The following is a 20,927-nucleotide window of genomic DNA, read 5'->3' on the forward strand; positions in this document are numbered from 1 at the left end:
GCCCTGCAAGGGGGGCGCCGAAATTTCGTTCACGCCGCGTCGGATCCGGCGGATTGACAGACGCTTCCGGCGGCGGGAGAAGTTGGGCGAAGACAGGGAAGGAATGGAAATGGACGCGATTTCGGACGAAGCAGGGGCGAAGCGGGCCCGCGGGCTCGACCGGGCCTTCGAGATCCTCGACTTCCTGCGCCAGAAGCGGCAGGCGCTGAAGCCGAACGAAATCGCCGCGCAGATCGGCGCGCCGCGCTCATCGGTCTACGAGCTGGTCAACCTGCTGCTGCGCAACGGCATTTTGGAATTTTCCGGCGGCGAGGGCCGCGTCTATCTCGGCCGCAAGCTCTATTTCCTCGGCGCGGCCTACGAGAACCATTTCGACTTCACGCGCGAATGCGAAGCCGCGCTCGACTGGCTGGCCGACGAGACGCGCGAGACCGCGCAGTTCTGCATGCTGGACGGCAACAAATACACGGTGGTGCGCATGCGCGAGGGCGCGCGCCCCTTCCGCATCTCCACCGACATCGGCCAGTCCGTGCCGATCCCGTGGACGGCCTCCGGCCGCCTCCTCGTCGCGCATATGAGCGACGAGGAGATCCTTGCCTTCATTCCCCCGCAGGATTTCCGCCTGCCGGACGGCAAATGGCTCGATTCGGCGCAGTTCCTCGCCGAGGTGCGGCGGGCCGATGCGGACGGCTTCTTCACCTTCAACAGCATCGTCGACAGCTTCACCCATTGCTTCGCCGTGCCGGTGATGGGCGAGGAAGGCCACGCGGCCGCAACGCTCTGCCTCGTCGCCCCGCGCGCCGACGGGCTTGCCAACCGCGAGCGCTACCTCGACTGCCTGAAGGCCGCCGCCGCCCGCCTCGGTCAGGCGCCGACGGGTGCGAAGCGCGTCCTCGCCTAGCTGGATAGCCAGCGATCCATGCCCTCGGCGGCCGCCCGGCCGGTGGCAAAGCAGGCGGTCAGCAGATAGCCGCCGGTCGGAGCCTCCCAGTCGAGCATTTCGCCTGCCGCGAAGATGCCGGGCAGCGCCTTCAGCATGTAGTCCTCATCCAGCGCATCGAAACGGATGCCGCCGGCCGACGAGATCGCCTCGCCAATCGGCCGCGGCCGAAGGAGGGCAAGCGGCAATGCCTTGATCGAGGCACCCAATTCGTCCGGCGAAAGCCGCGCCGCATCGGGCCGGCATTCGCGCAGCAGCGCCGCCTTGACTCCGTCGAGCCCCGCTCCCTTGCGCAGGCGCGTCGAAAGGCTCGCCTTGCCGCCCTGCCGCGCGAGATCCGCCGCCAGCCGCTCGGCCACCCGCCCCGGTGCCAGATCGAGGATCAGGGTAGCCTTGCCTTCCCCCTCCAGCCGGTCGCGCAGCGCCGCGGCATGGGCATAGATGAGGCTGCCCTCCACGCCCGTGTGCGAAATGACGAACTCGCCGGGAATGGCCCCGGCCGGCGAAGACGCGACGACGCCCTTGACCGGTGCGCCTGCAAATTTCTCCGCGAAGAAGGCCGACCAGTCGATATCGAAACCGCAATTGGCCGGACGGAAGGGCGCGATATCGACGCCCCGGTCCGCGAGCCATCCGACCCAGGCAGCATCCGAGCCGAGCCGCGGCCAGCTCGCGCCGCCGAGCGCAAGCAACACCGCGTCGAAGCCTATCGTCACCTCGCCCGCCGGCGTCTCGACCCGCAATCCCTCCGGCGCAAAGCCTGTCCAGCGGTGGCGCACGCGGATATCGACGCCCTGCGCCTCCAGCCGCGCCCGCCAGGCCCGCAGCAGGGGCGAGGCCTTCATCACTTTCGGAAACACCCGGCCGGACGAGCCGACGAAGGTTTCGGTCCCGAGCCCCGCCGCCCAGGCGCGCACATCCTCGGGCGTGAAGGCATCGAGCGCCGCGGAAAGCCGCCCGTTCGCCGCGCCGAAGCGGGTGGCGAAGCGTTCATGGGCTTCCGAATGGGTGATGTTGAGGCCGGATTTTCCGGCGAGCAGGAACTTGCGGCCGATAGTCGGCATCGCCTCCAGCACCGTGACGGCATGGCCGCGCGCCGACAGCACCTCTGCCGCCATCAGCCCGGCCGGCCCGCCGCCGACGATCCCGATCCGCTTGCCCATGCCGCCTCTTACCTCGAAACTCTCCGCCGTCCTCATAGAGCGCCCGAAGGGCCGATGCCAGCGCCTCAGTCGCCCGGCGGCACGTATTTCCGCGTGAAGGGCACACCGTTGAACGTGTGCGTGCAGCAGGCGCAGGCCGGCTCCATGTCCTCGACACGAAGCATCGGATCGACCAGTCGCAGCCGGTTGTCTTCGTCGACATGGAGGCCCGAATAATAGGAGCTTTCGCCGATCCGCACGAAGGGCTGCCGCTCGGCCTCGGACCGCGCGACCAGCCAGAAGATCGGCTCGGCCCTGTCGAGCCGCGCCACCGCCTCGGCATGGACGGCATCCCAGTCCTCCCCGACCCGCGACAGCAGGAACCTGAAGAGCGGCGTATAATCCAGCCCGCGCCGAAAATTGCCGCCCATGGCCCCCGCATGCACGCGGTCCTCACGCCGGCGCGACCAGCGATAGTCGCCGCCCGATCCATGATGCACGCCATGGGTCCGCGTGTTGACGCTGCGGTAAAGCGGTTTCTTCCGGTCCATCCGTCCCCTCCGCCGTTCGGCCTTTCATAGCCCGAAACGGCGGCAGGCGCATCAGCCGTGAAGGCCCGGCGCCTCCTGGCCGGTCTGCGCGACATATTCGCTGTAGCCGCCCGGATACTGTTGGACGTCGTCGCCGTTCAGCTCAAGAACGCGGTTTGACAGCGCGCCGAGGAAGCGGCGGTCGTGCGAGACGAAGAGCATGGTGCCCTCGTAGTCGGCAAGCGCCTTGATCAGCATTTCCTTCGTGTCGAGGTCGAGATGGTTCGTCGGCTCGTCGAGGATCAGGAAATTCGGCGGATCGAACAGCATCGCCGCCATGACCAGCCGCGCCTTCTCGCCGCCGGACAGCACCCGGCACTTCTTCTCGACGTCGTCGCCGGAAAAGCCGAAGCAGCCGGCGAGTGTCCTCAGCGGTCCCTGCCCCGCGCGCGGGAACTCCCGCTCCAGCCATTCGAAGACGGTGAGGTCGCCGTCGAGCAGATCCATCGCATGCTGTGCAAAGTATCCGACCTTGACGCTCGCCCCGATCGTCACGCTGCCCGCATCCGGATCGGCGGCACCGGCGACGAGCTTCAGGAGCGTCGACTTGCCCGCGCCGTTGACGCCCATCACGCACCAGCGCTCCTTGCGGCGCACGAGGAAGCTGAAATCCCTGTAGATCGTGCGGCTGCCATAGGCCTTGCCGACATTCTTGAGGTTGACGACATCCTCGCCCGAGCGCGGCGCCGGCTGGAACTCGAACATCACGGTCTGGCGCCGGCGCGGCGGCTCGACGCGCTCGATCTTGTCGAGCTTCTTGACGCGGCTCTGAACCTGCGCGGCGTGGGAGGCGCGCGCCTTGAACCGCTCGATGAACTTGATCTCCTTGGCGAGCATGGCCTGCTGGCGCTCGAACTGCGCCTGCTGCTGCTTCTCGTTCTGCGCGCGCTGCTGCTCGTAGAAGCCATAGTCGCCGGAATAGGTGGTGAGCGAGCCGGCATCGATCTCAATGATCTTGGTGACGATGCGGTTCATGAACTCACGGTCGTGCGAGGTCATCAGCAGCGCGCCCTCGTAACCTTTCAGGAACTGCTCCAGCCAGATCAGGCTTTCGAGGTCGAGATGGTTGCTCGGTTCGTCGAGCAGCATGACGTCCGGCCGCATGAGGAGGATGCGGGCAAGCGCCACGCGCATCTTCCAGCCGCCCGACAGCTTGCCGACGTCGCCGTCCATCATCTCCTGGCTGAAGCCGAGGCCCGCCAGCACCTCGCGCGCCCGGCTCTCCAGCCCGTAACCGTCGAGCTCCTCGTAGCGCGCCTGCACCTCGCCGTAGCGCTCGATGATCGCATCCATCTCATCCAGCTTGTCCGGATCGACCATCGCCGCTTCCAGTTCGCGTAGCGCGGCGGCGACCGAGCTCACCGGCCCCGCCCCGTCCATCACCTCGGTAACGGCGCTCCGCCCCGCCATCTCGCCGACATCCTGGCTGAAATAGCCGATGGTGACGGCCTTCTCGACAGAGACCTGCCCCTCGTCCGGCTGTTCCTGCCCGGTGATCATGCGGAAAAGCGTCGTCTTGCCCGCCCCGTTCGGCCCGACAAGCCCGATCTTCTCCCCGCGGTTCAGCGCGGCGGACGCCTCGATATAGAGGATGCGGTGGCTGTTGGACTTGCTGATATTCTCGATGCGGATCATGAAAAGCCGGGCCTCGTGACGATCCGCGCCCTATGCCACGACGCAGCGCGCCAAGTCCATGCGCTCCCCGAAGGAAAGCCGCTAAATCGGACAGCAGGTCTCGGAAAGAAGGATATGGCGGAGAGGGTGGGACTCTCTACCATTCTCCGTATAACCTATTGATATTTATTCAACACATGTAGGCCAACTGTCCCGGCACCGCCACGGCCACGGCCCGGATTGTCGTCCTCAACTGAGGTTGCTGTCGTCATGGGATACCAGTTCGTGCATCTCGAAAGCTTCTCCCGGAAAGGCGACGACAAGGGGCGGTCTACGGCTTTCGTCCTCGCGGAGGCCCGCCGTGACGCTGCGGCCTCCGTCCACGTCGCGGCTCCGTTGCCTCCCGTCGTCGTCTACGGCGTCGGTGTGGCCGAGGTCGAAGCTGTGCATGACGCCGCTGCCGACGCCGCCCGGACGACGCCGAAGGCGGGAACGGCGCGCAAGCTCCGGCAGGATCATAAGACTCTGCACACCGTGATCGCATCGCATCCCTACACTATGGAGGAGGTCTGGACCGATGCCGCCAAAAGAGCGGAGGTCGAAGTGTGGGAAAAGCGGACGATCGACTGGCTTCGTTCGCAATACGGCGACGACTTGAAGTCGGTCGTCCGCCACGAAGACGAGTCGCACTTTCACGTCCATGCTTATGTTGTGCCGGATTCGGACCCGGAGATGCGCGTGCTGCGCCATCATCCCGGCGTCGCCGCGAAGCGGACCACGATGGCGGCCGGTCCCAGCGAGGGCGAGGATACGAAAGCGCTATCGAAGCGAGCAGACCGGGAGTACAAGGCGGCGATGCGGGCATGGCAGGACTCTTACCACGCGACTGTCGGCGTGCCCTGCGGTTTGGCTCGTCTCGGCCCTCGGCGACGGAACTTGCCGCGCGGGGAGTGGCAGCGGGAGAAGGCACAGGCCAGGGCACTGCAAGCTGCCCTCGATCGGGCTGCCGTCGTCAAGAGCAAGGTCGAATCCTTCGTCGCGACGAAGAAGTCCGAGGCGGAATCCTTGGTCTCGACTGCGACGACGGAGGCCGCCGCGTTGCGCGCCGATGCCGACGCCGCGAAGGCCGATGCCGCCCGCCGTCTCGCGGAAGCCAGGGCGGCGACGGACGCCGCGATGGCCGCACACGACGCCGCCGTGCGCGAGCAGGAGAAGGCCCGCTCGATGATGGGCCGCGTCAGAGAGGAAGCCGCGAAGGTCCGCGCGGCGTCAGCCAAGCTTCAGAGATTACCGTCGATGCTGCGGACGGCTTTCGACGGTCTTCGCCAGAGCCGTGTCGCCGACCGCATCCGCGCAACGGTCGCCGGAGAGATGGATCGTCTGCGCGACCAGGTCTCGTCCGCCGAACGTCGGGCCGACGCCGCAGACAGTCGGGCCAGTGTCGCCGAGGCCGCTCGTCGGCAGGCAGACGAGCGCGCCCGGAACTTCGATGCCGCACTTGCGGAGACGGCTGCGCAGCGCGACGCGGCCCGTCGTGAAGTACAACGTCTCCGTCCCCCGGAGCCGTCTCTGGAGACGGAATTCGGCATGAGGTCGACGCCGGGGCGGCGCTAGGGGGCCTCGTGTCCTTCCGCAACCGGCCCATTGCAGGCCTGTTAGATGCGTGGCTTGGAAGCCGGCTCGCGATCGGAATCGCCTGAGTTTGGTTCGCCCTTCGGTTCGATCAGGAGTACCTTGACTTCATTCTTGGCTCGAGGGCGATGCACAACACCTTTTGGGACGACAAACAGTTCGCCAGCTTTGACGGTGCGGGACGGCTCGCCTTCAATATCCATTTCTATTTCACCTTCAAGGACATAGAAGAAGTCATCAGTCGTGTCATGTTTGTGGAAAGGGTATTCGCCAACGAACCTGACCACCATCACGTCATTTTCATTGTAGTCTGCGATGACGTGCGGGTCCCAGTGACTGGAAAACTGGTTCAGTTTTTCGTCGAGATTGATTGTTTTCATCTGTGTTTCCTCATTGTTCGACCGCCAAGGAGAAGCGAAATTTCGTCTAGTGACAGTCGCAGAAGTGTAGTGACAAAGGAGATGACGCCGGGTCTTGAACGATCGTGCGAGGGGGACTGGGTCCGTCATGCCCCGTGGCAAGTCGGAATCCAACGCATCGAAGCATTCTTTTCAGGCGAAGCGTATGCCCCTCATCGACATGACACCTACTCGATCGGTTACACGATTGATGGCGTCCAGAGCTTTGACTACCGCGGGACACATTTGGACAGCACGCCGGGTCGCGTGATCGTTTTGCACCCTGACGAAGTTCACAATGGCGAGGCGGGGACCGAGCAGGGCTTCCACTATCGCATGCTTTACATTGAACCGTCGATGGTCAGGGAGGCGCTGGGCAGACCGGCCTGTGCGCTCCCGTTCGTCAGAGATGCTGTCCTGGGCGACCCCAGGCTGTTCAGCGTCATACATTCGGCCTTTGCAGACATGGACACGGTGATGGAGCCGATTGCACTTGATGGCATAACCGCTCGTCTGACAGATGGCTTGCTCGCAAATGATGCCTCCACCACCGGCTCCCCACGCCATATCATCGACATCAGGGCTGTGCGCCTCGCAAAAGATTATCTTGAGGCAAATATTTGCAGGACTGTGGCCTCACATGAACTCGAACAGGCCACAGGACAGGATCGTTACGAACTCGCCCGCCAATTCCGTAAAGCTTACGGCACAAGCCCCTATCGATATCTGACGATGCGCCGTCTCGACAAGGCGCGTTTCGATATAGCGGCAGGCGTGGGTTTAGCCGAAGCAGCGATAAGCGCCGGGTTCAGCGATCAGGCCCACATGACGCGCCAGTTCAAATCAAACTTCGGTTTGTCACCCGGTTATTGGCAACGCCTGGTCACAAGGTCATCTTGAACCAAGCACGATCGGCTTCAAGAAATCCGTCTAGTACGCCCTTGCCAGGGTCGGATACGGCGGACACTGCTATGGCTGCTGTTGGCGCGAAGTCGCCGTGAGTTCGCAGGCAAGGACCGGCTCCGAGCGCCTGCCTGGCTTCTCTGGCTCCGAGGTGCCCGGAGGCCGAAAATCTCCCGGAATCGCCGATTTCCAAAAATGAGGACGCGAGCGGAGGCCGTACAGCGCGTCCGGGCGATGCCGCCGTATCCTAACCTACCCGGAATCGGCGTTGCGACGCCCGCGCAGGTTTGCCCGGAATCCTGCCGGCGCGCATGCTGTTGGGAGGTTAGGAGGCGTCGGCATGAGCAAGGATTCGGCAGAGAAAAAGCGGCGGCGTCGAACGTGCGCCGACCACATGCGGCTCGAACTCGCTCGACGTCGGGAGCGCCGGAGCGATCCGGCGGGCAAGGTGATGCTCCAGCTTCTGGCCCTGCTCTCCGTCGTGCTCGCCCTCGCGCCGCCGGTCCCGGCTCCGGCGTTCGACCTTCCCCGGCTCCGCCCTCGTCGGTCGCCATGGGACCCGCCGCCGGGGTATCCCCACGGGCGCGAAGCATGGGCCAGAGAGCGCGGGCTCGATCCAGAGCCGGGGCGGGCGTCTCTCCCGACGTCGACGTCGACGCCGCGCCTGCGGCCCATGCCACGTCCGTGGAAGAGGCTCGTGCGTGATCTCGACAGCCGCTCGGAGCAACGCCGCGAACAAGCGCGGGAACAGATGTTGCAGCGGGTGCCGGAGGAAGCATGGCTCTGGCTCCGCGGTCTGATTGCGTCCGACGATCGAACGGCGCTGCGGATGCTCCGCATCGGTGCCGACCGGACGACGCTGCGCGACCGGGTGGAGTGGAACACCTGCACCTGCCTCTCATGAATACCGACGTCCTTGAGCATTCGGTTCATCCGCTTGCTGGCCGCGTCGGCAGGGTCGGAGACGCGCCGTTTTCCGTAGTAGAAAGCGGCAGGAAACAGCCGTTCATCGTCTTGACGGGACTGGGTATACCTGACGAAGCCCAGCGTCTAGAACGTCTCGTGGAGGGCGATTAGGCGCCGCGAGGGCTTGTTCTTCGTCTTGCGCTTCTGGGTCCCGCCGCCTTCGGCGATGAGGTCTGTTCTAAGGTCGAGCACCCAGCACTCCAGCCCGTCGTCGCCTCGTACGCGATAGATGTCCTTCCTCTGAAGAAAGATGAGCTCCGCTATGCGGGCGCCTGTGATGGTGCCGAGCAACGGTAGGCGCTCGGCGTGACCGGAGAGTAAACGGGCGATCCGTCTCGCGGAGGTGGCCGAGATCATCCCCAGCGGGATTCGGATCGGGGTTCGCCCGAGTCGGGAGTGGAGATCAGCAGGAACGGCGATCTGGAAGCGGACGCCGGATTTCCGATAGGTGAGATACATGATTCGCCGGGTATTTCCGTGGGTAAAAACATCCCGAAAACGGAGAATTTCACTCTAAAATCAAATAGTTACCAGTGGCGGAAAGGGTGGGATTCGAGCCCACGATACCCTTGCAGGTATGCCGCATTTCGAGTGCGGTGCATTCGACCTCTCTGCCACCTCTCCGGATGAGCATGATGACGCGTTGGTCAGCGCGACGCGGTTCATAGCGAGAGTTTGGAATGGCGTATAGCTCCGGACCATACACGGGGCGGCCAACTAAGTGAGCCTCTCGCGTGCCTATCAAACAAATGCCTTCTCTCTGAGAAGCTCAGAGAGGTTGCTGCGCGAAATGTCTCTACCCCTCCGCAAGTTTAACGTTAGATACTGCTCAATTATTGAGCCTTCGATGATTGGCATTTCTAACAATTCGCTTTCGAAACGTGCGAAGGGGTAAAGCGCATCGGTCATCGCATCCAAAGTGGCTAGCTCCTTAAAAAGCTCGACCAGGTGCTCCTTCTGACGATGCTCAGCGTAGATCGCACAGAGCGACGCGTAGCGCTGAGTGCAGGTCACGTAACGTGTGACGAACTCAAAGTTTGATTTGCCGGACATTATCCCAGCATCCAACACGTCTTCGAGGACTTCCTCGTCAAGTGAATGGTCGAAAAAAGCGAAGTTCTCTTGGAGTAGTTGAGCGTAGAAACGGTCGAGCCTCTGAGATATCAGAGACGCGTTCCTGGCCAGTCTTAGTCGCGCCTTGTGTGATTGTCGCTCGGACAGTTGAAGAAATTGAGCCCGCTGCTCGTCGATTTGTTTCCATACGAAAACAGCAGCAATCGACGCAGGTATGATTGCTGCGATACCAGCGAGCAGCGTTTGCCAGTCCTTCACCAAATCTACAAAAGCTTGCCATCTGGTTGTTGGCGGCTGGCATCCACGAAAATCTCTAAGCCATTCAAGCTGCGAACACGATTGACGGATTGACTCAGATACAACTTCTAATAACGTCATATCACTTTCACCAAGGAATTGACGCACGTGGCTGACCCTGAATACTCCATACCTTTTAAAATCCGTTTCGCAGGCAAGGACGCCGACGACCACCGCGTCGAAGCCTACGAAGGTGGCCGATCAATCCTCGGAATGACACGTGCAATTCAAATTGTGACACAATCTTATCTAAATCAAGTTGCGGTATCCAGAGCGACCGCATTGCATGATGGGGAGATATACCTTGCAGGCGTTAAGCCGGGCAGTCTCTTATTTGACTTCGATCTCAATATTCTGAAACGATCAATTGGGGTTCCAAAAGATCGAGACACCTTCTTTGATTTCCTGTCGACGATACTCTCGCGCGCATCCGGACAGAAATACGCCCCCAAATCGGCCTACGTCCAGCGACTCGATGCGGATAAGGAAGATGATCTATTAGATTTGACAGTGGAGGCAGTAGAAGACCCTCTTAAAGAAGGGCACCGAGCGATTGGAAATTCAATTGGCCAGATCTCAATCGATCGACCGCGAAATGGAACCATCATGGTTTTTGATCCGGAGACGAAGCTCTACCTGCAGAGCAGTATTGTTGATGAAGACTGGGGCCATCTTAGCGGACATGTCACAAGGTTTAACGCGATTACCGGTAACGGCCGTGCTTACATAACATCACTTCAGAAAATCATACCATTTCGTTTGGATGAGGGATTTCCTGCAGGAAAGCGCGGTCACATCACGTGGTCTCTGCATGGCAGCAACATAAATACTGCTAAAAAGCTAACATTTGACGCCAAGCGCATCTCATCTCAAAGTGGCGCTGTCAAGCGGCTCACGATATTGGATTGTGATCAATGATTAGAGGGTAGAAGCTCGACGCCCTGCCTGACGATCATTCAAATTACAGGCACAGGTGACCGCGAACGCATCGGTATAGGCGCCCTCCCCGGGCAGATTGATCTATTGGCTCCTCTGCTGTCGATTGCGAACTTCTTCCGCCAGATATTCAAGGTCTCGATCGACGCCTCTGTCGATTATCTGCTTGTATCGATCCTGAAGACCATCGGTGCAATCGAGCCCACCAAGGTCAGCATCTGTCTGGTAAGCCTTTTCAATATCCCAGCTTGCTGCTCGTATATCGATGTCCGGAACACCCCTCAGAATATCAAGCATCCTCTGCTTGTAGGCAACATGTTCCTCGATCGGTTTTCCGCATGCTACCGATGCTCGTTTCAAGACGGCATAGGGCTGCATGGCAAGGAAATAGGCCGTGTCCAGACCATCGGCAGAGGCTGCTATGCTGCTCAGCAGCGCAGAAGCAATTACTGTTGATTTCCACTGAGAATTGACCCGGCTGTTAGGTATGTTTCGGGTCTGCGGTCGTGGTCAAGTTCCTCACTTTCTCCTTTGTCGTTTTGGGCTCGTGCGCGGAGCTGTTCTTGAAGCGGAAGCTGTCGTTTCCGGTTTCCAAGATGTGGCAGTGGTGCGTGAGCCGGTCCAGCAGCGCTGTAGTCATCTTGGCATCACCGAAGACGCTGGCCCATTCGCTGAAGCTGAGGTTTGTCGTGATGACGACGCTGGTCCGCTCGTAGAGCTTGCTCAGCAGATGGAACAGCATCGCGCCGCCTGATGGGCTGAACGGCAAGTACCGTGAATCACACCTCAGGCCAAATTAATAGGTCCTGAGCCTAGGTGTGGATTATCCCAATCCACAGTCAGGGCAGTGTTGTATGGGTATGCGGAGAAACGCGGATTGCTGGACACGACTGTTGCGCGTGTCCAGCGCGCCGCTATTGAAGCTGACTGGCAGCTCCCACCCAAGGCGGAGGCAAAAACAGAAATGGTAAAGCCTCGCCCAAAGAAGCGCGATTTCCCTGACGTGAAGCCCGCTGAGTACAACTTTGATGCTGATTTGAGCGTAGCATTGCGCGAGGCGCTGGGCGAAGACGGGTTTTTGCGGTTGGTCGAGCGATATGGAGGCATCCGACTTTACGTGCCGGCCGATGTACGCGCGTCTGGTCTTGCCGATGAGATTACCATCCAGCACGCCACAACGCTCGTCGCGGCTTTTGCCGGCGTGGCAATCCGGGTTCCACTAGCCCGAAGGTTTCGTCATGGCATCTACAAGAGATGGGGATACAGCAACTCCAAAATCGCGCGAATGCTCGGAGTTACGGAAACGGCGATCACCAAAATGAACGCGGATCATGGGTGCATCGATGATGAAGAATGATAAGCAGTCTATCCGATTTGTTGGTTCCGGGGTCGAGATTTCCGGATTGGGAGGTATTGACATTCCCAGCGGTGAAATTTCGGGCGTGGAAGTCGTCACGATCCCCCTTGCAGACTATGCCGGGTTGCTGGATTGTAAGCGAAGGCTGCAAGAGACCGAGCTGACAATAGAGCAATTTGTTGCCGGGCGGAAATCCATCATTGATCGCAACCCCGAGGTTGCAGTTTACCTTGTGCAGAATTTCGGACTGGTGCCGATGAACGACATTCTGAGAGCGTGTAAGCGCAAGTTTAGCCGTAGCCGGACCCCGTCGAAATCGGCCGCCTATCGATACTGGGCAACGGTGCGCAAGAAGTCTTCGAAGTCGGCTTGATCCGCCTTCAAAGGCGGCTTTCCTAAAAGTGGTTTTTTGCTGCGTGTGCTGACAAAATTCCAATTTTTGCTGTCAAGCTACACCCAGGTCTAACGACAAACCCCTTACATCCCAACGGTCCGTGATGGCGGAGAGGGTGGGATTCGAACCCACGATACCCTTGCAGGTATGCCGCATTTCGAGTGCGGTGCATTCGACCTCTCTGCCACCTCTCCGCATCGGGTCGGCGCTTTTCAGCGCGGGCGGTACATAGCGGGTGTGGGACGGGCTTGCAAGGGGGCTGGCGCGCGGAAACGCCATCTATTTGTCATGGTGACGGAAATGTCCTTGACAGTTTTCATCGCCTCACCTATTGCGCAAGGTGCAGTGGCATGGGCCCGACCCGTGCCGCAACGCTGGTTCTTTGTGCCGCATCACCTTGTCTTCGGCAAGCGCTGCCCGCAGGGAACCGTTTGAGCCGACGGTGCGCCAATGCATCGTCATTTTCGCGACTGACAAAAAGACGGCCTTGTCCTTCGGGGCAAAGAGCCGGCACGAACATGAAAGGATATAAAATGTTCGCAGTCATCAAGACCGGCGGTAAGCAGTACCGCGTGGCCGCCAACGACGTCCTGACGGTTGAGAAGCTGTCCGGCGACGCTGGTGCAAAGATCGAATTCACCGAAGTGCTGATGGTCGGCGTCGGCGCCGACGCCACGATCGGCGCGCCCTTCGTCGAAGGCGCCATCGTGACCGCCGAAGTCGTCGAGCATGGCCGGGCCAAGAAGGTCATCGCCTTCAAGAAGCGCCGCCGCCAGAACTCCAAGCGCTCGCGCGGTCATCGTCAGCACAACACGACCGTCCGCATCATCGACATCGCAGCCGCCGGCGGCAAGGCAAAGAAGGCTTCCAAGAAGTCTGAAGCCGCTGCCGAAGCAGCAGCCGAATAATCCGGACAGGTAAAGGAGAACTCCCATGGCACACAAGAAAGCTGGCGGTTCCTCGCGCAACGGTCGCGATTCCGAGTCCAAGCGCCTTGGCGTGAAGAAGTTTGGCGGCGAAGCCGTCATCGCAGGCAACATCATCGTGCGCCAGCGCGGCACGCAGTGGCATCCCGGTGCCAATGTTGGCCTCGGCAAGGATCACACGATCTTCGCCCTTACGGCTGGCAATGTGAATTTCCGTACGAAGGCCAACGGTCGCGTCTACGTGTCCGTAATGCCGAAAGCGGAAGCAGCGGAATAAGCCGGTAGCGCTCTAAAACAGCCGGCGTCTCATCGACCCGGCTGACGCCACAGGTTTCGGACCTGCAAGACAAAAGGGGAGATGAGGCAAGACCTTATCTCCCCTTTTTGCTCTGGAGGAACGAGCCATGCAGACCGAACTCATGCGGGAAGACCAATCCCGGTCTCCCAAGGAAAGACTGAGGCCGGAACGGCCGAGGACCGATTGCCCGATCTTGCTGTCGCAGAGGCTCGTCATGAGAGCCCCGCACGAAGACGACATCGACGCCCTTGCCCATCTCGCCAACAACGCCAACATCGCCAACATGGTCGCCCGCATGCCGCACCCCTACACGGTCGCGGATGCCGCCGATTTCGTGCGACGCACACGCGCCGGCGCGATTGGCAAGTGCGTCTATGCCATTACGAAAGCCGACAACGGCGCCTTCCTCGGCTGCTGCGGGATCGAGCCGCACGAAGACGGACGCACGGTCGAGCTCGGCTACTGGCTGGGCGAACCCCACTGGAACGAGGGCTATGCGACCGAGGCGGCGCACACGCTGATCGACATGGTCTTCCGCACCCGCGACATCGAGCAGATCGATGCGCGCTGCCGGGTCATGAACATCCCCTCGCGCCGGGTCATCCAGAAGTGCGGCTTCCAGTTCCAGGCGACCGGCATGGTCCAGAGCATCGCCGTCGGCGGCATGGTCCCGGTCGAATGGTACAGGCTCGACCGCAAGACCTGGGTCTCGCTGAAGAGCTGGGGAGGCCTGCGATGAACGTCCTGCAGGCTCCGGCGGAACGCCGGCATGCTTCCGGCCCCGGCCCCGCGCCGACCATCGCGGCGGCGCGCCTCACCCTGCGCCCGCACCGGCTTGCCGATGCGGACGCCATCGCCCGGTCGCTGAACGACTTCGCCGTCTCGCGCATGCTGGCGCGGGTGCCCGCCCCCTATGACCGGCAGGACGCGAGCGAATGGCTTTCGCTCGTCGCCACCGATCTCAGCGAGGACTGGACGCTGGCGATCACCGCCGGCGACGACGTCCATATCGGCTGCGTGGCCTTCGAGTGGCGCGGCGGGGAGTGGCATCTCGGCTACTGGCTGAACCGCTTCTACTGGGGGCGGGGCTACATGAGCGAGGCGGTCCGGGCCGCAACGGGCCGCTTCCTGATGCGCATGCCGGGCACGGAAATCCGCTCCGGCGTCTTCGCCGACAACCTCGCCTCGCTGCGGGTGCAGGAAAAGGCGGGGTTTCGCATCACGGGATGCAGCGAGACCTTCTGCGTCGCCCGCGGCGCGATGGTCCCGCATATCGAGACGCGGCTGGAGCCGGGCGATTTCCGCCCGGCAATGCCGCGGCACTGAAAAACGGCCGGGGCGGAGCGATCCGCCCCGCCGCTCACGACAGCTCGAACCACACGGGCATGTGGTCGGAGCCGAAGGCGGTCTCGTCGACCCAGGCGTCCGTCAGCCGTTCCACGAGGCCGTGGCTGAGGAAGCAATAGTCGAGGAAGAGGCGGTCGGCATGGTCCTGCGGGTTGATCCAGCTGAAGCTTGCGGCGTGTCGCTTGCCGAGGCCGGCGATCGCATCGACCGGATGGGTCGCGCGGATCTGGCGGCCGTAGAGCCCGTCCACGCCGCCGACCATCTCGCAATATTCCGGCGATTCCGGCACCATGTTGAAATCGCCCATCAGGACGTAGTCCTCCGGCACCGGCGGCTCGGCAAGGCCGAATTCGTGGGCGCCGGAGATCGCCCCGCCCTCGAAGGCGTAGAGCTGCGCGCGGTCCTTGAGATAGCGGATCTGCGCGATGCGCTCGTCGCGGTGGACGTGGTCGAGATGCACGGAATAGACGCGGATCGGCCCGCCGGGCGTCTCGATCACCGCCTCGGTCGCGCCGCGCTGCAGGTTGAGCTTGTCGAGCGTGCGCGTGCGGGGCAGGGGGATGAGGCGCGACGACAGGATCGGCCAGCGGGAGAAGATCATGTTGCCGAACTGGAAGCGGCGGTTGACGACGCGCCCCTTCTCGATGGCCGAGCCCGCATCGAGATCGCAGGCCGGCCAGTAGACGGAATAGTGGTTGGCAAGGAGCGTGCGCAGTTCCGCCACCATGTCGACATGGCCGTTGCGGTGGAAATTGCGGGTGACTTCCTGCAGGGCGATGATATCGGCGCCGTGGATGGACGAGACGATGCGGGGCAGGTCGAGGCGGTCGTCGAGGCCGATGCCGTACTGGACGTTGTAGCTGACGAATTTCACGATAGTCTTTGACCTCTTACGGAAGCGTCTGTATCGAAGACGGCAAAACGAGCATGACCACACGAACAAAGCGAACGGCGAGCCGATGAAGTTCCTGGACGAAGCAAAAGTCTATATCCGGTCCGGCGACGGCGGGGCAGGGGCTGTCTCGTTCCGCCGCGAAAAATTCATCGAATTCGGCGGCCCGGACGGCGGCGACGGCGGGCGCGGCGGCGATGTGTGGGTGGAGGCCGTCAACGGCCTCAACACGCTGATCGACTTCCGCTACCAGCAGCATTTCAAGGCCGCGATCGGCACGCACGGCATGGGCCGCAACCGCACCGGCGCCAACGGCGCCAGCGTGACGCTGAAAGTGCCGGTCGGCACGCAGATCTTCGAGGAAGACAACGAGACGCTGATCGTCGACCTCGTGACGGAAGGCCAGCGCTTCAAGCTCGCCGCCGGCGGCAACGGCGGCTTCGGCAACGCGCATTTCAAATCCTCGACCAACCAGGCGCCGAACTGGGCCAATCCCGGCCTTGCCGGCGAGGAGAAGACCATCTGGCTGCGGCTGAAGCTGATCGCCGATGCCGGCCTCGTCGGCCTGCCGAATGCCGGCAAGTCGACCTTCCTTGCCACCTGCACCCGCGCCCGGCCGAAGATCGCCAACTATCCCTTCACGACGCTGCATCCGAACCTCGGCGTCGCCACCATCGACGGGCGCGAGTTCATCATCGCCGACATTCCGGGCCTCATCGAGGGCGCGCATGAAGGCGTCGGCCTCGGCGACCGTTTCCTCGGCCATGTCGAGCGCACCCGCGTGCTCCTCCATCTCGTCTCCGCGCAGGAAGAGGACGTCGCGAAGGCCTACAAGACCGTGCGCCACGAGCTGGAGGCCTATGGCGAGGGCATCACCGACAAGCCGGAGATCGTCGCCCTGTCGCAGATCGACGTGATCGACGCGGACGAGCTCAAGAAGAAGGCCAAGGCGCTGGCGAAGGCTTGCGGCAAGACCCCGCTGCAGCTTTCGGCCGTCGCCGGCATCGGCATGACCGAGACGCTCCGCGCGCTGCGCGCCGTCATCACCGATCCCGAAGGCACCGGCGAGTGACATGACGAAGCATCGCAGACCGCTGGCAAAACACCGCCGGATCGTCATCAAGATCGGCTCCGCCCTGCTCGTCGACCGGGCGACGGGGCTGAAGAAGGCGTGGCTCGAGGCGATCTGCCGGGATATCGCGGCGCTCAGGGCCGGCGGCACCGACGTGCTCGTCGTCTCCTCGGGCGCCATCGCGCTCGGGCGTTCCGTGCTGAAGGTGCCGGCCGGCACGCTGAAGCTGGAGGAAAGCCAGGCTGCCGCCGCCGTCGGCCAGATCGCGCTTGCCCGCGCCTGGTCGGAAAGCCTGTCGGCGGACGGCATCGTTGCCGGCCAGATCCTGCTGACGCTCGGCGATACGGAAGAGCGCCGCCGCTATCTCAACGCGCGCGCGACGATCAGCCAGCTCCTCAAGCTCGGCGCCGTGCCGATCATCAACGAGAACGACACGGTCGCAACCACCGAGATCCGCTACGGCGACAACGACCGCCTCGCCGCGCGCGTCGCCACCATGACGGGCGCGGACCTTCTCGTCCTGCTCTCCGATATCGACGGGCTCTATACGGCCCCGCCCCATCTCGACCCCGACGCCCGCTTCCTCGAGACGATCGAGGCGATCACGCCGGAGATCGAGGCGATGGCGGGCGGCGCGGCCTCGGAACTCTCGCGCGGCGGCATGCGCACCAAGATCGACGCCGGCAAGATCGCGACGGGCGCCGGCTGCGCCATGATCATCGCCTCCGGCAAGGTCGACCATCCGCTCAGCGCCATCGAGGAAGGCGCTCGCTCTTCCTGGTTCGCGCCGTCCGGTTCGCCCGTGACGGCACGCAAGACCTGGATTGCCGGGCAGCTCCAGCCGGCCGGCCGCATCGAGATCGACGCGGGCGCAGAGACGGCGCTTGCCGCCGGCAAGAGCCTGCTTCCCGCCGGCGTGCGCGGCGTCTGGGGCAGCTTTTCACGTGGCGACACCGTTTCGATCTACGGTGCGAACGGGCGCGAGATCGCCCGGGGGCTCGCCGGCTACGACGCCGACGAGGCGCGGCTGATCGCCGGGAAGAAATCCGCGGAGATCGCCGATATCCTCGGCCATGCCGGCCGCGCCGCGATGGTGCACAGGGACGATCTCGTCGTGACCGGGCTTGCCGCGCCGGCCGGCGAGCGCGCAAGGGATGCGAGCCATGCTTGACCAGGTGAAGACCACCGACATCGACGCGCTGATGGCCGAAATCGGCCGCAATGCCCGCGCCGCCGCCCGGCCGCTCGCCACCGCCACGACGGAGGCGAAGAACCGGGCGCTGCAGGCCATGGCCGCGGAAATCCTTGCGAACCGCGACAGGATCCTTGCCGCCAATGCCCTCGACCTTGCCCATGCGCGGGAAAGCGGGGTCGCGGCCTCCTTCCTCGACCGGCTGACGCTGACGGCCGAGCGCATCGAGGGTATCGCCGGCGCGATCCGCGACATCGCCGGCCTCAAGGACCCGGTCGGCGACGTCATCGCCGAATGGGACCGGCCGAACGGCCTGCACATCGAGCGCGTGCGCACACCGCTCGGCGTCATCGGCGTCATCTACGAGAGCCGGCCGAACGTGACGGCCGACGCCGGGGCGCTTTGCCTCAAGGCCGGCAATGCCGTGATCCTTCGCGGCGGATCGGACAGCGTGAATTCATCGCAGGCTATCCATTCCTGCCTCGTCGCCGGCCTCAAGGCCGCCGGCCTGCCGGAGCACGCGATCCAGTACGTGCCGGTGACGGACCGCGCCGCCGTCGGCGCCATGCTGTCCGGCCTCGGCGGCGCCATCGACGTCATCGTGCCGCGCGGCGGGAAAAGCCTCGTCGCCCGCGTGCAGAACGAGGCGCGCGTGCCGGTCTTCGCCCATCTCGAAGGCCTCTGCCACATCTATGTCGACAAATCCGCCGACCTCGCCATGGCGAAGGAGATCGTCGTCAACGCCAAGATGCGCCGCACGGGCGTCTGCGGCGCGATGGAGACGCTGCTCGTCGACCGCGCCGTGGCGGAGACGCACCTCGCCCCGCTCGTCGAAAGCCTCCGCGCCGCCGGCTGCGAGGTGCGCGCGACGGAGGAAATCCGCACCCGCATCGCGGGTCTCGTGCCCGCAACGGAAGCGGACTGGTCGACGGAATATCTCGACGCCATCGTCTCCGTCGCCCTGGTCGACGGCATTTCCGGCGCGATCGAGCACATCAACCGCTGGTCCTCGGCCCATACGGAAGCCGTGATCGCGGAGGATCCGGCGGTCGTCGAGCGCTTCTTCGGCGAGATCGATTCGGCCATCCTCGTGCACAACGCCTCCACCCAGTTCGCCGACGGCGGCGAATTCGGCATGGGCGGCGAGATCGGCATCGCGACGGGCAAGATGCACGCGCGCGGCCCCGTCGGCGTCGAGCAGCTCACCTCCTTCAAATACCGGGTGCGCGGCACCGGACAGGTGCGGCCCTGAGGTGACGCGGGACGCTGTCGCAGAGCGCTATCTGAGAATGCCCCATGTCGAGAAGGGCATGGCGGTCGGCCTGTTCGGCGGCTCGTTCAACCCGCCGCACCAGGGCCATGCGCTCGTTGCCGAAACAGCGCTGCGCCGGCTCGGCCTTGACCAGCTCTGGTGGATGGTGACGCCCGGCAACCCCTTGAAAGACCACAGGGAACTTGCCCCGCTTGCCGAGCGCATCCGTCTCAGCGAGGAAATCGCGCCCGATCCGCGCGTCCGGGTGACGGCCTTCGAGAAACGCCTCGGCCAGAGCTATACGGCAAAGACGCTGGAGCGCGTGCAGGCGCTGAACCGCGGCGTCCATTTCGTCTGGATCATGGGCGCCGACAATCTCGGCACCTTCCACCGCTGGCAGAACTGGCAGAAGATCGCCCGCACCTTCCCCATCGCCGTCATCGACCGGCCGGGCTCGACGCTTTCCTACCTCTCCTCGCGCATGGCCAAGACCTTCGACTATGCCCGCATCGACGAGGAGGACGCGATGTCCTTGCCGGGCCGCAGGGCGCCGGCCTGGACCTTCATCCACGGGCCGCGCTCGGCGCTGAGCTCCACGGCGCTGCGGCACCAGGCGCTAGAGAAAACCATCCCTCAGAAGTGACGTCTTGAAACTGATACCCATCGGTGCCTACATTTAGTAGGTGCCGGCAGCATTTGCCGGTACGGACGTGCTGTTCTGGTAAAGAAAGGAACGAACCTGACAACAGTGCACGCAAAGGGAAACGTCGTTGGCGTTTTCTCCAGGAGCGCGGGCCGCAGCGACGATGCCGCCGACCGTGCCCTTCAACTGGTCCTCGCAAGTCTCGAGGACTCCAAGGCAGAAGATATCGTCACCATCAACATTGCCGGCAAATCGGCGCTCGGCGACTATATGGTGGTCGTATCCGGACGCTCGAACCGTCATGTCATGGCGATCGCCGATCACCTCATCACCGACATCAAGGACGAAGGCCTGGGCAATGCCCGCGTCGAGGGCCTTGAAGCGGGCGACTGGGTGCTGATCGACACAGGTGACATCATCATCCATGTGTTCCGGCCGGAAATCCGGGAGTTCTACAACATCGAACGGATGTGGGCGGCTCCCGAGATCGAGGACGGCACCGTACACTGAACATGCGCCGGGCACCTGTCCGGCAGGAAACGGGCAGGATCGCGGGCAATGCGGGTTGGACTTTTTTCGGTTGGACGGCTGAAGGCCGGCCCTGAGAAGGAGCTTGCGGCCCGCTACATCGACCGCTTCGCCAAGGCCGGCCCCGCCGTCGGCCTCGATCTCGGCAGGATGGCCGAGGTCGGCGAGAGCCGCGCCGGCAACGCCGAGACGCGCAAGCGCGAGGAAGCGGCGATGCTGGAAAAGGCGCTGCCCGACGGCGCCGTGCTGATCCTGCTCGACGAGCGCGGCAAATCGCTCGATTCCCCCGCCTTTGCCGATCTTCTCGCCGGCTTCCGCGATGCGGGCAAGCGCGACCTGATGATCGCCATCGGCGGGGCCGACGGGCTCGACCCTTCCCTTTACGAGCGGGCCGACGCCACGCTCTGCCTCGGCAAGATGACCTGGCCGCACCAGCTCGCGCGCATCCTGCTTGCCGAACAGCTCTACCGCGCCGTCACCATCCTGTCCGGCCACCCCTATCACCGCGTTTGACGGGACGTCACCGCCGCGCAA

24 protein-coding genes, 2 tRNA genes and 2 pseudogenes are annotated in these 20,927 nt (G+C 63.3%); 18 read left to right on the plus strand and 10 right to left on the minus strand.

What is annotated here, in order from left to right; genetic code table 11:
- Positions 1 to 109: 109 nt before the first annotated feature.
- Positions 110 to 901: an IclR family transcriptional regulator gene (locus HNQ66_RS14615; RefSeq protein ID WP_184144897.1), complete on the plus strand. Its 792-nt coding sequence runs from the start codon at positions 110 to 112 to the stop codon at positions 899 to 901.
- Here the strand turns inward: HNQ66_RS14615 and HNQ66_RS14620 are convergent.
- From HNQ66_RS14620 to HNQ66_RS14630, 3 genes are all read right to left on the minus strand, one after another.
- Positions 898 to 2,103 carry a TIGR03862 family flavoprotein gene (locus HNQ66_RS14620; RefSeq protein WP_184144898.1) on the minus strand — a complete coding sequence of 402 codons (1,206 nt, stop codon included), beginning with the start codon at positions 2,101 to 2,103 and terminating at the stop codon, positions 898 to 900. The two genes, HNQ66_RS14615 and HNQ66_RS14620, sit on opposite strands and share 4 nt — an antisense overlap.
- Positions 2,104 to 2,168: 65 nt before the next feature.
- Positions 2,169 to 2,633, minus strand: coding sequence for a hypothetical protein (locus HNQ66_RS14625; protein ID WP_184144899.1), 465 nt, complete (start codon positions 2,631 to 2,633; stop codon positions 2,169 to 2,171).
- Positions 2,634 to 2,684: 51 nt separating this feature from the next.
- Positions 2,685 to 4,307 carry an ABC-F family ATP-binding cassette domain-containing protein gene (locus tag HNQ66_RS14630; protein ID WP_184144900.1) on the minus strand — a complete coding sequence of 541 codons (1,623 nt, stop codon included), beginning with the start codon at positions 4,305 to 4,307 and terminating at the stop codon, positions 2,685 to 2,687.
- A gap of 249 nt (positions 4,308 to 4,556) precedes the next feature.
- Here HNQ66_RS14630 and HNQ66_RS14635 point away from each other — a divergent pair, with 249 nt between their 5' ends.
- On the plus strand, positions 4,557 to 5,900 hold the full coding sequence (locus tag HNQ66_RS14635) for a plasmid recombination protein (protein WP_184144901.1): 1,344 nt from the start codon (positions 4,557 to 4,559) through the stop codon (positions 5,898 to 5,900).
- 41 nt (positions 5,901 to 5,941) lie between these two features.
- On the opposite strand, the gene HNQ66_RS14640 is transcribed toward HNQ66_RS14635, so the two are convergent.
- Positions 5,942 to 6,298 carry a cupin domain-containing protein gene (locus HNQ66_RS14640; RefSeq protein ID WP_184144902.1) on the minus strand — a complete coding sequence of 119 codons (357 nt, stop codon included), beginning with the start codon at positions 6,296 to 6,298 and terminating at the stop codon, positions 5,942 to 5,944.
- A 69-nt stretch (positions 6,299 to 6,367) separates the two neighbouring features.
- Here HNQ66_RS14640 and HNQ66_RS14645 point away from each other — a divergent pair, with 69 nt between their 5' ends.
- Entirely contained in the window at positions 6,368 to 7,216 is an 849-nt protein-coding gene (locus tag HNQ66_RS14645) for an AraC family transcriptional regulator (RefSeq protein WP_343059513.1), read from the plus strand.
- A gap of 343 nt (positions 7,217 to 7,559) precedes the next feature.
- Entirely contained in the window at positions 7,560 to 8,123 is a 564-nt protein-coding gene (locus HNQ66_RS14650; protein ID WP_184144903.1) for a hypothetical protein, read from the plus strand.
- A 146-nt stretch (positions 8,124 to 8,269) separates the two neighbouring features.
- Here the strand turns inward: HNQ66_RS14650 and HNQ66_RS14655 are convergent, their stop codons facing one another.
- From HNQ66_RS14655 to HNQ66_RS14665, 3 genes are all read right to left on the minus strand, one after another.
- Entirely contained in the window at positions 8,270 to 8,644 is a 375-nt protein-coding gene (locus HNQ66_RS14655; protein ID WP_184144904.1) for a site-specific integrase, read from the minus strand.
- Positions 8,645 to 8,719: 75 nt separating this feature from the next.
- A tRNA-Ser gene (locus HNQ66_RS14660) sits at positions 8,720 to 8,809 on the minus strand.
- Positions 8,810 to 8,926: 117 nt separating this feature from the next.
- The gene (locus HNQ66_RS14665) at positions 8,927 to 9,664 is read right to left on the minus strand and encodes a hypothetical protein (protein ID WP_184144905.1); all 738 of its coding nucleotides are present in this window, start codon (positions 9,662 to 9,664) and stop codon (positions 8,927 to 8,929) included.
- Here HNQ66_RS14665 and HNQ66_RS14670 point away from each other — a divergent pair, their 5' ends adjacent.
- Both HNQ66_RS14670 and HNQ66_RS14675 read left to right on the plus strand, forming a co-directional pair.
- Entirely contained in the window at positions 9,665 to 10,474 is an 810-nt protein-coding gene (locus HNQ66_RS14670) for a DUF7946 domain-containing protein (protein WP_184144906.1), read from the plus strand.
- Positions 10,475 to 10,579: 105 nt separating this feature from the next.
- A complete protein-coding gene (locus tag HNQ66_RS14675; RefSeq protein WP_184144907.1) occupies positions 10,580 to 10,948 on the plus strand; it encodes a hypothetical protein in 369 nt (122 codons plus the stop codon).
- A gap of 25 nt (positions 10,949 to 10,973) precedes the next feature.
- Here the strand turns inward: HNQ66_RS14675 and HNQ66_RS14680 are convergent.
- Positions 10,974 to 11,264: pseudogene (locus tag HNQ66_RS14680) on the minus strand (ATP-binding protein); the annotation flags it as partial.
- A 105-nt stretch (positions 11,265 to 11,369) separates the two neighbouring features.
- Between HNQ66_RS14680 and HNQ66_RS14685 the strand changes: the two are divergent.
- Together HNQ66_RS14685 and HNQ66_RS14690 are read left to right on the plus strand one after the other, a co-directional pair.
- Positions 11,370 to 11,849: a hypothetical protein gene (locus HNQ66_RS14685; protein WP_184144908.1), complete on the plus strand. Its 480-nt coding sequence runs from the start codon at positions 11,370 to 11,372 to the stop codon at positions 11,847 to 11,849.
- Positions 11,824 to 12,222 carry a hypothetical protein gene (locus tag HNQ66_RS14690; protein ID WP_184144909.1) on the plus strand — a complete coding sequence of 133 codons (399 nt, stop codon included), beginning with the start codon at positions 11,824 to 11,826 and terminating at the stop codon, positions 12,220 to 12,222. The genes HNQ66_RS14685 and HNQ66_RS14690 overlap by 26 nt, the downstream gene beginning before the upstream one ends.
- A 125-nt stretch (positions 12,223 to 12,347) precedes the next feature.
- On the opposite strand, the gene HNQ66_RS14695 is transcribed toward HNQ66_RS14690, so the two are convergent.
- Positions 12,348 to 12,437: transfer RNA gene (locus HNQ66_RS14695), tRNA-Ser, on the minus strand.
- Positions 12,438 to 12,776: 339 nt separating this feature from the next.
- Here HNQ66_RS14695 and rplU point away from each other — a divergent pair.
- From rplU to HNQ66_RS14715, 4 genes and pseudogenes are all read left to right on the plus strand, one after another.
- Positions 12,777 to 13,088: pseudogene (gene rplU / locus HNQ66_RS14700) on the plus strand (50S ribosomal protein L21); the annotation flags it as partial.
- A gap of 88 nt (positions 13,089 to 13,176) precedes the next feature.
- A complete protein-coding gene (rpmA, locus tag HNQ66_RS14705; protein ID WP_184144911.1) occupies positions 13,177 to 13,446 on the plus strand; it encodes a 50S ribosomal protein L27 in 270 nt (89 codons plus the stop codon).
- Between the two features lie 127 nt (positions 13,447 to 13,573).
- Positions 13,574 to 14,206: a GNAT family N-acetyltransferase gene (locus HNQ66_RS14710; RefSeq protein WP_184144912.1), complete on the plus strand. Its 633-nt coding sequence runs from the start codon at positions 13,574 to 13,576 to the stop codon at positions 14,204 to 14,206.
- Positions 14,203 to 14,793 carry a GNAT family N-acetyltransferase gene (locus HNQ66_RS14715; RefSeq protein ID WP_246434311.1) on the plus strand — a complete coding sequence of 197 codons (591 nt, stop codon included), beginning with the start codon at positions 14,203 to 14,205 and terminating at the stop codon, positions 14,791 to 14,793. Before HNQ66_RS14710 ends, HNQ66_RS14715 begins: the two co-directional genes overlap by 4 nt.
- Positions 14,794 to 14,827: 34 nt before the next feature.
- Here the strand turns inward: HNQ66_RS14715 and HNQ66_RS14720 are convergent, their stop codons facing one another.
- Positions 14,828 to 15,688 carry an endonuclease/exonuclease/phosphatase family protein gene (locus tag HNQ66_RS14720; protein ID WP_184144914.1) on the minus strand — a complete coding sequence of 287 codons (861 nt, stop codon included), beginning with the start codon at positions 15,686 to 15,688 and terminating at the stop codon, positions 14,828 to 14,830.
- Between the two features lie 85 nt (positions 15,689 to 15,773).
- Here HNQ66_RS14720 and obgE point away from each other — a divergent pair, with 85 nt between their 5' ends.
- From obgE to rlmH, 6 genes are read left to right on the plus strand one after another with little or no spacing between them, the layout of a single operon-like run.
- On the plus strand, positions 15,774 to 16,778 hold the full coding sequence (gene obgE / locus HNQ66_RS14725; protein WP_184144915.1) for a GTPase ObgE: 1,005 nt from the start codon (positions 15,774 to 15,776) through the stop codon (positions 16,776 to 16,778).
- A gap of 1 nt (position 16,779) precedes the next feature.
- On the plus strand, positions 16,780 to 17,949 hold the full coding sequence (gene proB, locus HNQ66_RS14730) for a glutamate 5-kinase (RefSeq protein WP_184144916.1): 1,170 nt from the start codon (positions 16,780 to 16,782) through the stop codon (positions 17,947 to 17,949).
- A complete protein-coding gene (locus HNQ66_RS14735) occupies positions 17,942 to 19,222 on the plus strand; it encodes a glutamate-5-semialdehyde dehydrogenase (RefSeq protein ID WP_184144917.1) in 1,281 nt (426 codons plus the stop codon). Before proB ends, HNQ66_RS14735 begins: the two co-directional genes overlap by 8 nt.
- Before the next feature lie 37 nt (positions 19,223 to 19,259).
- Complete coding sequence (locus HNQ66_RS14740; RefSeq protein WP_184144933.1) at positions 19,260 to 19,865, plus strand: nicotinate-nucleotide adenylyltransferase; 606 nt, start codon at positions 19,260 to 19,262, stop codon at positions 19,863 to 19,865.
- Between the two features lie 51 nt (positions 19,866 to 19,916).
- Positions 19,917 to 20,375: a ribosome silencing factor gene (gene rsfS, locus HNQ66_RS14745; protein WP_184144934.1), complete on the plus strand. Its 459-nt coding sequence runs from the start codon at positions 19,917 to 19,919 to the stop codon at positions 20,373 to 20,375.
- A 48-nt stretch (positions 20,376 to 20,423) separates the two neighbouring features.
- Positions 20,424 to 20,906: a 23S rRNA (pseudouridine(1915)-N(3))-methyltransferase RlmH gene (rlmH, locus tag HNQ66_RS14750; RefSeq protein WP_184144918.1), complete on the plus strand. Its 483-nt coding sequence runs from the start codon at positions 20,424 to 20,426 to the stop codon at positions 20,904 to 20,906.
- The last annotated feature ends 21 nt before the right edge of the window (positions 20,907 to 20,927 follow it).

The sequence above is a fragment of the Shinella fusca genome (assembly GCF_014203155.1).
GTDB lineage: Bacteria > Pseudomonadota > Alphaproteobacteria > Rhizobiales > Rhizobiaceae > Shinella > Shinella fusca.